A 12,158-nucleotide genomic window follows, 5' to 3' on the forward strand; every position below is an offset into this window, starting at 1 on the left:
ATGGAAGATATCAACGTACAGGAACTTAAGGAAAGATTAGAAAAGAAGGAAGAATTTGGCTTTGTGGATGTGAGGGAAGAGTGGGAATATGAAGAAGACAACTTAGGGGCTTTAAATATCCCCTTGAGCCAGCTGCCACACCAACTTTCGGAGATCGATGAATATAAGAATAAGGAATTGGTGGTCCACTGCCGCTCAGGGGCAAGAAGCGACAATGCCAAGAAGTTTTTGCAGACCAAAGGCTTCTCGAAAGTCCGCAACCTAATCGGTGGTATTATGGCCTACCGAGAGCTTGAAGGGCAAGGATAAAAACAGATTTGAGGCTGTCTCTATTTGAGGCAGCTTTTTTTGATGTAAGGATGAAGGACCGGAGACCGAATAAAACATTGCGGAAGAAAAAGGGGCACGGAGTTCTGCGTAGAGTAACACGGAGTTTTCTTCTTACCATTTTTTTCAATCTCTAATGCAAAAAAAAGCCGCTTAATCTCTTAAGCGGCTTGTGGGCCCACCTGGGCTTCCCGATAGCAAGTAACGGGACATAACGAGCCAGGGACCTCCTGTCCCGAAAACCTTCGGGAGAGTCAGAAGCTCTAACGACAGTATCAATTACTACCCTAGTAGCGGGTCAAAAGCTTTGGTATTTTTTCAATAGTTTAATACTGATATCCGGATAGAGTTTCAGGTTTTGAATGTATTTATGTGATTTCATTCTTTTTATGTGGTTTTCGATTTTTCGCGCCTGGGAATAATCCTCGCACACCAAATGAAAAAAGACTTCCCAATCATTGGCCTTTTGGGTATAATTTAATGGGCTATACTTTTTGGCTAGATGGTTTTCTAACCTCTCTTCGACTTCCAGAGTTGTAATGCCAGTATAAAATCTATTGAGCTGCTGCGAGTGGAGTATATATAAAAAAGTTTTCATACTACAATATATAAAAAAAAGCCGCTTAATCTCTTAAGCGGCTTGTGGGCCCACCTGGGCTCGAACCAGGGACCTCCTGATTATGAGTCAGAAGCTCTAACCAACTGAGCTATAGGCCCTAAATTAATAATATCTTTTCTTCTGGACCTCCTGCCCTCCCGATAGCTATCGGAACATCGGGGGAGTCAGAAGCTCTAACCTCCCGAAAGCTTTCGGGAGAGCTATAGTCCCAGATCAAGGTCATAAAAACCTTGCTTTTGGGACTGCAATGTTACATATTTGAATCGAAATTAACAACAATTTGTAGCATGAAAAAATTACGTGAAGTGGATTTTTTGATATTTGATCTGGGCAATGTGATCATTGATATTGATATCCCTCTTACTGTCAATTTGTTAAAACAAAACCTTCAAGATACCGAGCATGGATTAGCTGAAGATTTTTTTAAGTCACAGATCCATGCTGATTTTGAAACTGGTAGGATCGCCGATTTGGAGTTCCGGGATTCAGTGAGAAAAGCTTTTTCCAAGGAATGGGAAGACCAATTGATCGATGAAATGTGGAATTCTCTTTTGGTAAGAATCCCTCAAGAAAGAATAGATATGCTACGAAAATTAAAGTCTACCTATAAAATCTGCATGTTGAGCAACACCAATTCTATCCACTTCAAAAAAGTGGAGGAAATCTTGCTGAGAGATTGTGGTGTACATTGTTTTTCAAGTATCTTCGACAGGTTGTTTTTGAGCTATGAAATGGGCTATAAAAAACCAGACCCGGCTATTTATCATGAAGTGATCAAGCAGCTCAACTCAGAGCCACATCGTTGTCTTTTCTTTGATGACTTGGAAGACAACCTGAAAGCTGCAGAGAAAGCCGGTTTAAGAACGTATCATGTTGACCATCCCAATGCTTGGATGGGCTATTTTAAAAATAATGTATAGCAGAAAGGACTATTTTAAACACACCTTATTATTTCTTCTAACGCTTGTAGCTACCACCTTGGCTGGTGCAGAGTGGCTTTACGGTAGATCGGTACTTTCCAGTGAATCTCCCTTGACCTGGGAGTATTTTCTGAAATCCCTTCATTTTTCTATTCCATTTATTGGAATTCTGCTAATTCATGAATTGGGACACCTATTTACCTCCATTCACCATAAGGTAAAGTCTACCCTGCCCTATTTTATTCCAGGCTGGCTGGGGTTTATTGGAGCCCCATCCATCGGGACCTTTGGGGCCGTTATCAAAATCCAAGATGTAATATCTAGCCGGAAAAAATTCTTCGATATTGGTGTGGCAGGACCTATTGCTGGCTTTGTAGTCGCTGTTGGTCTACTGGCCTATGGTTTCACCAATCTTCCTGAGGCCGATTACATTTATGAAATACATCCCGAGTATTTGGAAGCTAATCAAGCAGAGGAATCTGAGGGGGATTTGATGAAGGTAACCTTTGGCTATAATTTACTCTTTTATGGAATGGAAAAAATGCTGGCCGATCCCGCCAAAATGCCTACCATGGACGAGGTGATGCATTATCCATATTTATTCGCTGGCTTCCTTACCCTTTTCTTTACTGCTTTAAACTTATTGCCAATTGGCCAGTTGGACGGAGGACACGTGGTGTTTGGGCTTTTTCCGAAACATCATAAAATCATCACCATTACGGCCTATTGCCTATTCATATTTTACGCTGGATTAGGAATGGTAAGCCCCTTCGATGATCCAAACTATCTGATGTTTGCTCTGCCCCTTTATATAGGCTTTATCTACATCTGTCTCCGAAAAACAAGTATGGCCAACCAAACAAAGTGGATGCTTACCTTGGGAATCGTAGCTATCCAGTATTTGATAGTTTTTATCAATCCTGAAACAATAGGTTATAGTGGATGGCTGTTTTTTGCTTTCATCTTGGGAAGGGTGCTGGGAATCGAACACCCCTCCGTCAAGGACAACAGGCCACTTTCTCAAAAGCAAAAACTGATCGGATGGGCTGCTGTGCTAATATTTATTCTATGCTTTACGCCTGCCCCATTTATGCTTGAAATAGAGTAGCTGCTAATTAGCTTCCTCCATTTTCACTTTCTGTTTTTTAAGCTTTTCATGCTTAACCTTTGCCAATAGTCTGGTGACCTTTTCCCTTTTGACCGAAACGTAGGAGGAAAAGTCCAACACAGTAATCAAACCAATATCAGCACTGCTGAGTCCTCCCTTTTTGGTCAACAAGCCAAGTATGTCACCTTTGCTTATCTTGTTTTTCTTCCCTGCAGAGATGTAAACGGAAACAAAATCAGGTGGTGCAGGCAACTCGATATGGTTATCAATGCTGATATCCTCCACAGAACCTTCCATATAATCAGGCAGCGATTCATCATGGGCCAAAACCAGGTAGGCCTGACCTTCGGCATGCATTCTTGCCGTTCGCCCGTTACGGTGAATAAAGGCATCCTCCTTAGGGGGCAATTGATAATGCACCACATGCTTGATTTCAGGAATATCCAAGCCTCTAGCAGCCAGATCTGTGGCGACAAGAACATTGCAGGCCCCTCCACGAAACTTGATCAGGTTCTTTTCACGGTCTATTTGCTCCATTCCGCCATGAAGGGTACCATGTGCAAAATCATGGTCATTCAAAAGCAAACTAATCCGCTCTACCGCATCCCGGTGATTGCAAAAAACCAAGCAAACCTCGTTTTTAAATCCTGCTACCAGTTTCATCAAGGTCTGAGCTTTTTCAATGCTATCCGTATGGACCACTCCCAACTTCAGCCTAGAGTAGGCTTCTTGCCTTAGAAAGCTTACCGTCTCAGGATAGGAAAAAGTCAAAAACTCGGGCCATTTATCCAATCTGGTGGCCGAAGTAAGCAGGTGCTGTTGCTCTCCATTTAAGGCATGGAAAATCGTTTTTAACTGTTCGTGAAAACCCAATTGTAAGGATTTATCAAATTCATCCAGCACCACAATGCTTATCGAATCTGTATTAAATGATCCCCGAATAACATGATCTTGTAGCCTGCCAGGGGTTCCGATCACCAGCGCGGGATTTTCTTGAAGGCTGTTTTGCTCAATCTTAAAGCCATGGCCTCCATAACAGCTACTCACTTTAAATGAAGTCTTCATGGCTCGAAAGACCTGTTCAATCTGCAAGGTCAGTTCTCTGGAAGGCGCTATGATGAGAGCCTGAATGCCTTTGACATCTGACTTGAGCTGATGAATTAAGGGGAGTAGAAAAGCAAGTGTTTTGCCTGACCCAGTCGGCGCCAAGAGCATTAGGTTGTTTCCGTTATTTGCTTTTTTGATAAAAGCCCCCTGCATTTCATTCAATTTTTCAATGCCGAGATTGTTGAGGTATTTGCTTTGAGCTTCCTGCAAGTTGTCTTCCATTCTACAAAGGTAATCAGATTCTGAGGTCTTTTGCAGGATGCTCTTCTAATTTCCAGCCACACTCGCTCCAAGCAGGCACTAAAAAAGCCATCCTATCCGGATGGCTTTTTCAATTTCATTAAACCTTAACCCTTAATGTGCATGAACTTCGTAAGCTCTTCTGGTCACGTTGCCATTGGAGTCTTCAGCCCATATGATCAATTCATAATGACGGTCGCCTGAAGGCAATATTATCGCATTCTCACCAGCCAAAGCTTCTGCAAGGTTTATAGAGGCACCTGATGGCAAATCAGCTCCACCATACCAGTTACCGTTGCTATGCTGTCTCCAAGTAGACTGTCCCCACATACGCTCATAAACATCTTCACCATGGCCATGGTCGTCATCATCATGATCATCCTCTTCTACCAATCTAACCCAAAGGAAAGTAATATCAGAGCTTAATTGATGATCTCTTCTATGAACCGTACCCTGAACATCTAGTGCTTCACCTGGCTCTCCATCAAGTTCGTTACCATCCAAATTGGTAATCTGCATATCTGGCGCATATGGTCTTTCAAGATAGAAAGTTGAAGAATAGTTGTTGTTATCCGCATAGCTAGTCACGTTTCCATGAATATCAGTTGCGTCAATTCCAAAGTGGTAAGGACCCGCTAATACAGTTCCGTCAATTTCAGAGTTTTCGCCTTCCCAATAGATATCTGTGTCATGACCATCCTGGTTATAAAAAGTAGCACCATTCAAATCAATTCTTCTTGAAACAGTCAAAGGCTCAAAGCCCTGAGCAACTCTTCCATGGGTATGACCATCAAAACCAGAATGCACATCAATTCTCACTTGTTGAATGCCTGAAGGATCCGACACGCTAAAACGCACGTGCATGTGATCATTGGTGGCGGCCATTCTTTCACCTTGTCTAGGTCTTATTTCATCTCGCCCCTCTGCAGTGGAGATTACCGGCGCATCCATATCTCTAGGTGTATCATCATCTGTGTTACAGCTGAAAAAAACCACACCTGCCATCGCTGACAATAAAAGGTACTTTTTAATCATGGTATTTGTATTTTGTAAGTTAGTTGTATTTGCAATCACATTGCAATAATAAGACAAACATCAGTTAATTGCAACACGTTTGCATTTAAATTTTACTTATGAATAGAACTAACGGCTATTTTCTTATTTGAACGGGCACTTTGATACTGAAATTGATATTCCTACCCTGCTCCGGCAAGTTAAGTAACCTATACCTACTCAAATGGTTGAAGTAATACGCATCCGTGAGGTTCTGACCTGACACGTTAAGCTTAACCAATTGATTACCAAATCTAAAATCCATTCCTATTCCGGATTCAAACAACGTGTAACCTTCCGTAATTCGTTCATTTCTATCAACTCGATCTTGTGTTGCCACATTTCGGACTTCACCGAATACGTAGAAGTTTTCTATCCTCCTACCAATATTACCTAATGAATATTCCAGTCGCGTTAGAGCCGAGAATGGTGGTGTCAAAGGCAATGGAAGACCTGTATCAAGATTTTGATTGTAGACATACTCCAAGGCTGTGGATATCCTCAAGCTTGGCAAAATGGCAAATTCAGTTTTCAGTTCAGCCCCTAAAAAGTAGGAATCATTTTGACGGTATTCCCACATCATGCTTGATGCAGGCAGGGGTGAAAACAAACCTGTTGGAGCTAGGTAGATAAAATTGTCGTAAAAACTAAAATACGGACTGATTCCGACATAGAAGTTCTTCTTTCTATAGGTATAATTAAGATCGATTTGATAACTTCTTTCGCTCTCCAAATCCGCATTCCCTATCTCGTGTCGAAAGTTCCCATGATGGACGCCATTGGAAGCCAATTCTATAGCTGTGGGTATCCTATAACTTGTCCCAAGGTTTACTTTCAGGTTATTCGAGTCATTGATAATCCATGAAAGACCAGTACCACCACTAGCATTGTACATGGACCTGTTGATGTCAGGGTTTCTCTGGTCAAACTCTCCTGTGGCTTCCTGTCGTCTATAAATGGGCTGTAAATGCTCCTGAATATCATGGACAGCACCATCAACTCTTATACCTGCGTTGAGAATTAAGCTTGGGCTGTAGGTCATTTCATGAAAATAAAATACGCCACCCTGCGTAGTGGTAAAGTCTGGAAGAAGAAATTCAAAACCATCCTTCTGGTTTCTCATATGCTGAAACTGGAAGCCATAAATATGCTGATGGGTTTCCGACTGAGAAGTATTGTATCTCAAGTTGGCCGTATAAGTATCCAGGTTTAGCCCCAAGGCCATTGTGCCAGAAGGGGTCGGGCCAATTCCATGGGTATGGGGAAGTGAATGTTCCTCTCTGTTGTTCTTTTGATACCCCAAGTCCAATTCCAGCCAATTTTTTCCCAAAAGGTATTTCGTATTTGAAATGACTTTAAGGTGGGAATTATTTTGATTGGGGAGCTCAATATCCGTGTGGTCGCCCCTATGCTGAAGGTTATAGGAATTTGGGATTCCCACAGCTCCTGGAAAGATCCCAGCCAGCTGAGAAAAACGACTGACTGTAACCGTAGAGTGGCCCCACTCTTTTCGAAGCCCCCCAGTAACGCTGAAGTGCCTTTCTTGCCCGGCAGTATTTTTAAGCCTACCACCATGAACAGGCAGTACAAACCCTGCATAGGTAAATCGATCAGTAGGAACTCTATAATCCTCATAATCCTGCATCGTAAACCTTCCCTTGAAAACAAAATCATTTTCATTGCCCTCAACAGACACCGTATTTCCCCACATGTTATTATTGGACCGGTAAGTGGACATCACATCGGCATTGATGGTTCCGGGCGATGGAAGTGGGGCTGGGGAAATATTGATCACTCCGGCCATCCCGTCAGAGCCATAGATTAACGACCCTGGACCTTTGATCACCTCTACCCTATCCACGTCAAATGGATCGATTTCAAGTCCGTGGTCTGCACCCCACTGTTGACCTTCCTGCTTGATTCCGCGGTCATTGACCATAATCCGGTTAAAACTTAAGCCACGAATCACGGGCTTACTTATCCCCACCCCGGTATTGATGGTGGTGATACCGGGAAGCTTTTCCAAAGCATTGGCAAAAGTCCCTGCATTGTTCTTTTCCAAATATGCCCGATCCACTACTTCAATGGTTTGGCTATGCTCCAAAGGCCCATTTTTAAAAGGATTGGCCTCAATCGTAAGCTCTTCCAGATTGAAGGTAGACTCCTTCATTACAATGTGCAGATCCGCGAGATCTTCGTCTTTTACGATGATGGTTTGGGAAGCAGATTGATACCCCATCATGGTGATGTGCAGGTGATAACTGCCTCTGCGCAACCTGCTGATTTCAAACTCTCCGTCAAGGTCTGCCATTACACCTTTCTGTAATTCATGGACGACTACCTGGGCAGGCAGCCCCTCTCCTGCATCGTTTACAATTGTACCAGAAACAGAAAAAGTCTTGGTCTGACCAGACACGTGAATTAGGCTAAGAAAGAAAATGGGTATATAAAGAAATAAAGTTTTCAAGTTCTCCAGTTATTTGCAACAGTGTTTCAACTACAAAAGTATGCATTTCAGTTCCATGAATCAATGAAGAAAGTTGAAGAACTTTAAAAGTTTATTTTAATGATAATAATCAGGTTTGGATGGGGTAAATGGGATTTGGAATTTGCCTCCAAAGCAATTTTAAAAGAAAATTATGATAAAACAAAAGATCAACTATAGATAGCTGATCTTTTGTTTTAAATTAAATGAGAAATCAATTCCTATTGGGAATCAAAATCAACTCCTCCTGAGGCTCTATTAAATATTCAGCGCCATCAGCTGTAATTACCGCCATTTCCTCTACCGACATAGTCTTTTCGTTTCCATCGGGCAATTTCCAGGTAAAGAAACCATCAAATGCGAATGTCATCCCTTCCTTGAGCTCTTTTAAAGAAGATGGCCTAGGTTCATCTAATTGCGCACCGCCAAGGTTAGGACCCACATCATGGGCTACATAGCCTACAGGGTGGCCAGTGCTCCACATCACATACTCGGATCCTTTCTCCTTCATAAATTCCCGCTGGGCTTTATCTACATCATATCCCGTCGATCCTGGCCTCATGGCAGCCAAAGCTATCCTTGATCCCTGCTTGCTGTTTTCCCAATATTGAAGCACGGAATCCGGGGCTGTGGTCTCCCCTTCTCTCAATACATAAGCAAATCTCTGAATATCTGTCACCCACATATCGTGAACTCTAATCCCGAAATCAATTTGGATAACATCACCAGGCATAATCACCTTGTCGGTGGCATGGGAATGTCCGCGGTCGGGTCCCGAATTTACATTGGGGTTCTGATCTGGATGCCAGCCATCTTTGAAACCGAATTCAGCAATCTTGTTTTTCAAAAACTTGGCAATATCCGCATCGGTACTTTTTCCAGGCACCACCTGCTCATAAGCTTCCACTTGCCAGTCGGCTGTTAGTTGGGCAGCTTTTCTCATTATCTCAACCTCCTGAGGCAGTTTGACGCTAAGCCATTCGTATATCAAGCCTTCTGAGGACACCAGTATGGAAGCCAATTCTCCCAACTCTTGCTCAAAAGCCTTCCTTTGCGTATAGCTGAGCCCATCGGCCATTTCGTTATCTTTGGAGCTGTTCACGGCAACAGTCTTGAACCCTCTGTCTTTAATATAAGACGCCGCCGCAGACATGGCGGATTCTGTTCTTCCGATGGGGATCACCTCATCATGGATCTTCAAATCTGCCAATGCGGTGGCCTCTCCTATGGGGGAAAATACTTTGGAGGTCACTTTGCCACCATCCTGATAAAATAAAAACACGGCGGTTCCACCTGCATTTTCTCCCCCTACATGCGCCGCAATGGGGTCGTTATTGTTTTCCCGGCAAACTACCACCCAGGCGTCCACCTCGGCCGCTTTCATGGCAGAGGGCAGTAGTTCAGCAATACGCTGCTTCCTGATTTCCGGCCAGGGGTTTTCTTCTTCAAAAGGATTGTTGTTTCCTTGGGCAAAAGAAAATTGAAACGTGCTAAGGATAAGAATCAGGCAAGTGGTAAATTTCAGAAATCTCATATATATAATGTTTGGCTCTCTAAAATAGGTTAAAATTGAAAAATAAAAAAAGGAGCCCGAGAGCTCCTTTATAAATATCCTGTAATGGTTTAATTTAATTCAGCAATATTCTCTTTCGCCACCTCAAAATCAGGCGAGAAGGTCAAGGCTTGATTAAACGCCTCTTTGGCATCTTTGCTACTGCCCTTTTCTTTATAGATCAACCCTTTAAGGTTGTAGGCTGCCGCTTTCATGGAGATCTCCTGCTGGGAATTGTCTTTGGTTGGGAAAGCCAACTTCTCCTCATCCGCCTTTTTGTTTTTGGTCAGCATGTTTAGAGAATTTAAGGCCTCATCATACTTTTTCAAGCTAAACTGAAGATTAGCGGCTTTATAAAGGCTAAAGATGTCATCTGACAAAAGGTACAATGACTCAAAATGTCCCAATGCCCTGTCCAGAGCTCCCAGTTGCTCAAGGGAATAGGCAGCAATTTCCAAAGCTGCTACATTCTTGCTGTTGGCCTCCAAAATATCCATGGAAACCAAGGCTGCCGAAGCATATTGGTCCATTTCAAAGTACATAGTCGCCAACATCTCTGCATAGCGGGCATTGTTGGGATTTCTGGCAATCAGGTCATACAGTTTGGATTTGGCTACATCCACATCGTTGTATCTCAAAGCCATTTGGTAAATCCGCTGATCGGCTTCATTTTTCACTTTATTGGTGTCCTTGGGATCCACCTGTTGGTCTTGTGCAAAAAGATTGGCACTGCAAAGGGCCAATACTAAGGTTAAGATTTTAAACTTCTGGGTCATACTCATTTATCTGTTAATATTCAATCCTTTCTTGGCGGCTAATTTATACATTAACTCCAAAGCTTCTTCTTTATTGTTTTGAATTTCGCCCTCCAATATAGCTTCTTTTATTTCTTCTTTTAACTCTCCGACCATTTTTGATGGCTTTAAATCAAAAATTTCCATTATTTCCTCTCCAGATACCGGGGGCTGGAAGTTTCTCACCTGATCGTGCTCCTCTACAGCCTGCATTTTTTCCTCAACCTTGTCAAAATTGGCCAAAAAACGCTTCACCTTGTTGTTGTTTTTAGAGGTCACATCCGCCCTGCACAACATCATTAAATCTTCGATATCATCTCCGGCATCAAAAAGCAGCCTTCTAACGGCAGCATCTGTCACCTTGTCGTTGACTAAGGCAATTGGCCTTAGGTGAAGCCTTACCAGCTTTTGCACATATTTCATGCGATCATCCATGGGAAGCTTGAGCCTTCGGAAAATCCCCGGGGTCATCCGCGCCCCCTTATCCTCGTGCCCATGAAAAGTCCAGCCAACTTTCTTGTTAAAGCGCTTCGTGGCAGGTTTGGCAATATCATGCATGATAGCGGCCCAGCGCAGCCAAAGGTCATTAGATACGCCGGCCACATTATCCAATACCTGGAGGGTATGATAGAAATTGTCCTTATGTGACTTGTCCCCTACCGAATCCACGCCCTGCAGGTCCACCATTTCTGGGAAAAACTGGTGAAGCAATTTACTAACAAACAATAGCTTAAATCCATAAGAAGGGTTGTCGGCAAGGATGATCTTGTTCAGTTCATCAATAATTCTTTCTCCGGAAATGATCTTCAGTCTTTCAGCATTATCCACTATGCCATCAAAAGTATCCGGCTCAATGTCAAATTTCAACTGGGTGGCAAATCTCACCGCCCTCATCATGCGCAGCGGGTCATCAGAAAAAGTGATGTTTGGCTCGGCCGGCGTGCGGATCAGTTTGCGTTTGATATCCCTTAATCCGTCGAATGGGTCGATCAATTCACCGAAATCTTCATTATTCACACTGATGGCCATCGCATTGATGGTGAAATCACGTCGGTCTTGGTCCTCCTTCAAGGTACCGTCCTCCACCAGCGGATTGCGGGAATCGCTCCTGTAGGACTCCTTTCTGGCCCCCACAAATTCAACCTCCCACTCCCCAAGTTTGATTTGGGCGGTTCCATAGGTTTTGAAAACGGAGACAGGCACGTGAAAATCGTAGCTTTCGGCAACCTTTTGCGCCAGCTGAATCCCACTGCCCACACACACAAAATCAATATCCTTGCTATCCCTTTTGAGGACCAAATCCCTCACATATCCACCAACCACATAGGTATCCAACTGGAGCTGGTCAGCACATTCTCCAACTTTTCTAAAAATATCTACTTTGTCTAATTGCTCTTTGAAATTCATCAATCCAAAATTTTCACATCCCCTTCAGGCCCCAAAAACATCTCCTTGCTTGGCATAATGAAGTTGTCATCCACGATCACCTCGGCTTCTCTTCCGGCCTTTTGAAAAACAACCGGTCTGCCGATTGCAAACAGTACTTTGTTCCACACCCCTTCCTTAATCATCAGAAACTTCACATTTCCGTCTACCATCGGACCAGACTGTAAAACTTTGTTCACAGGTGAGTGAAAAACCACCGGCTTGGTGGTGAATTCCACAATGTCCAATGATATTTCTGAAAACTGCTCAGTAATGGTCCTGATCTGGAATAGGTCGAATAGGAGAAAAATCCCCTCCTTGTCATCCTTGCCCTTTTCCCACTTTTCAGGGCTGATCAACTCAAACCGCATCCCGGACTTTTCCTGCAAACAAACTCTGCCTTTGGACTTTATCGTATCGGTAATTTTTTTGATATCCACTTTATATAATTGGGGTCAGTTTTTAATCAAATGCTTTTATACCCCAAAAGTATAACAGAATTCTGAATAACGTTAGAAATTGGCACAA

General features: G+C 43.1%; 11 protein-coding genes and 1 tRNA gene. 3 read left to right on the forward strand and 9 right to left on the reverse strand.

The genetic code is table 11. The features are described from left to right. Positions 1–309 (forward strand): rhodanese-like domain-containing protein, encoded by a 309-nt coding sequence (locus KIH41_RS04855; protein WP_213944091.1) that lies wholly within the window; start codon positions 1–3, stop codon positions 307–309. Between the two features lie 316 nt (positions 310–625). On the opposite strand, the gene KIH41_RS04860 is transcribed toward KIH41_RS04855, so the two are convergent. Both KIH41_RS04860 and KIH41_RS04865 read right to left on the reverse strand, forming a co-directional pair. After that, positions 626–925, reverse strand: coding sequence for a GIY-YIG nuclease family protein (locus KIH41_RS04860; RefSeq protein ID WP_214161726.1), 300 nt, complete (start codon positions 923–925; stop codon positions 626–628). Positions 926–970: 45 nt separating this feature from the next. Beyond that, a tRNA-Ile gene (locus tag KIH41_RS04865) sits at positions 971–1,044 on the reverse strand. Between the two features lie 189 nt (positions 1,045–1,233). On the opposite strand from KIH41_RS04865, the gene KIH41_RS04870 reads away from it, so the two are divergent. Together KIH41_RS04870 and KIH41_RS04875 are read left to right on the forward strand one after the other, a co-directional pair. Continuing rightward, positions 1,234–1,866 (forward strand): HAD family hydrolase, encoded by a 633-nt coding sequence (locus KIH41_RS04870; protein ID WP_214161727.1) that lies wholly within the window; start codon positions 1,234–1,236, stop codon positions 1,864–1,866. Continuing rightward, positions 1,859–2,974 (forward strand): site-2 protease family protein, encoded by a 1,116-nt coding sequence (locus KIH41_RS04875; protein ID WP_213944088.1) that lies wholly within the window; start codon positions 1,859–1,861, stop codon positions 2,972–2,974. The genes KIH41_RS04870 and KIH41_RS04875 overlap by 8 nt, the downstream gene beginning before the upstream one ends. Before the next feature lie 3 nt (positions 2,975–2,977). Here the strand turns inward: KIH41_RS04875 and KIH41_RS04880 are convergent, their stop codons facing one another. The 7 genes from KIH41_RS04880 to KIH41_RS04910 form a co-directional block, all read right to left on the reverse strand. Next, positions 2,978–4,303 (reverse strand): DEAD/DEAH box helicase, encoded by a 1,326-nt coding sequence (locus tag KIH41_RS04880; protein ID WP_214161728.1) that lies wholly within the window; start codon positions 4,301–4,303, stop codon positions 2,978–2,980. Positions 4,304–4,435: 132 nt separating this feature from the next. Then, positions 4,436–5,356 carry a DUF4625 domain-containing protein gene (locus tag KIH41_RS04885; RefSeq protein ID WP_246538972.1) on the reverse strand — a complete coding sequence of 307 codons (921 nt, stop codon included), beginning with the start codon at positions 5,354–5,356 and terminating at the stop codon, positions 4,436–4,438. A 115-nt stretch (positions 5,357–5,471) separates the two neighbouring features. Then, entirely contained in the window at positions 5,472–7,841 is a 2,370-nt protein-coding gene (locus tag KIH41_RS04890) for a TonB-dependent receptor (protein WP_246535277.1), read from the reverse strand. A gap of 232 nt (positions 7,842–8,073) precedes the next feature. Continuing rightward, a complete protein-coding gene (locus KIH41_RS04895; protein WP_214161729.1) occupies positions 8,074–9,393 on the reverse strand; it encodes a M24 family metallopeptidase in 1,320 nt (439 codons plus the stop codon). Between the two features lie 89 nt (positions 9,394–9,482). Beyond that, positions 9,483–10,187, reverse strand: coding sequence for a tetratricopeptide repeat protein (locus KIH41_RS04900; RefSeq protein ID WP_214161730.1), 705 nt, complete (start codon positions 10,185–10,187; stop codon positions 9,483–9,485). A 6-nt stretch (positions 10,188–10,193) separates the two neighbouring features. Then, a complete protein-coding gene (locus tag KIH41_RS04905; protein ID WP_213944084.1) occupies positions 10,194–11,612 on the reverse strand; it encodes a CCA tRNA nucleotidyltransferase in 1,419 nt (472 codons plus the stop codon). Continuing rightward, complete coding sequence (locus tag KIH41_RS04910) at positions 11,612–12,070, reverse strand: hypothetical protein (RefSeq protein ID WP_213944083.1); 459 nt, start codon at positions 12,068–12,070, stop codon at positions 11,612–11,614. Before KIH41_RS04910 ends, KIH41_RS04905 begins: the two co-directional genes overlap by 1 nt. Positions 12,071–12,158: the final 88 nt, after the last annotated feature.

The organism is Litoribacter ruber (genome assembly GCF_018500185.1).
GTDB lineage: Bacteria > Bacteroidota > Bacteroidia > Cytophagales > Cyclobacteriaceae > Litoribacter > Litoribacter ruber.

Coding starts and splice junctions, on each gene's coding strand:
- KIH41_RS04895 (WP_214161729.1), bottom strand. CDS start 9,393: ATGAGATTTCTGAAATTTACCACTTGCCTGATTCTTATCCTTAGCACG.
- KIH41_RS04855 (WP_213944091.1), top strand. CDS start 1: ATGGAAGATATCAACGTACAGGAACTTAAGGAAAGATTAGAAAAGAAG.
- KIH41_RS04900 (WP_214161730.1), bottom strand. CDS start 10,187: ATGACCCAGAAGTTTAAAATCTTAACCTTAGTATTGGCCCTTTGCAGT.
- KIH41_RS04860 (WP_214161726.1), bottom strand. CDS start 925: ATGAAAACTTTTTTATATATACTCCACTCGCAGCAGCTCAATAGATTT.
- KIH41_RS04905 (WP_213944084.1), bottom strand. CDS start 11,612: ATGAATTTCAAAGAGCAATTAGACAAAGTAGATATTTTTAGAAAAGTT.
- KIH41_RS04885 (WP_246538972.1), bottom strand. CDS start 5,356: ATGATTAAAAAGTACCTTTTATTGTCAGCGATGGCAGGTGTGGTTTTT.
- KIH41_RS04875 (WP_213944088.1), top strand. CDS start 1,859: ATGTATAGCAGAAAGGACTATTTTAAACACACCTTATTATTTCTTCTA.
- KIH41_RS04870 (WP_214161727.1), top strand. CDS start 1,234: ATGAAAAAATTACGTGAAGTGGATTTTTTGATATTTGATCTGGGCAAT.
- KIH41_RS04880 (WP_214161728.1), bottom strand. CDS start 4,303: ATGGAAGACAACTTGCAGGAAGCTCAAAGCAAATACCTCAACAATCTC.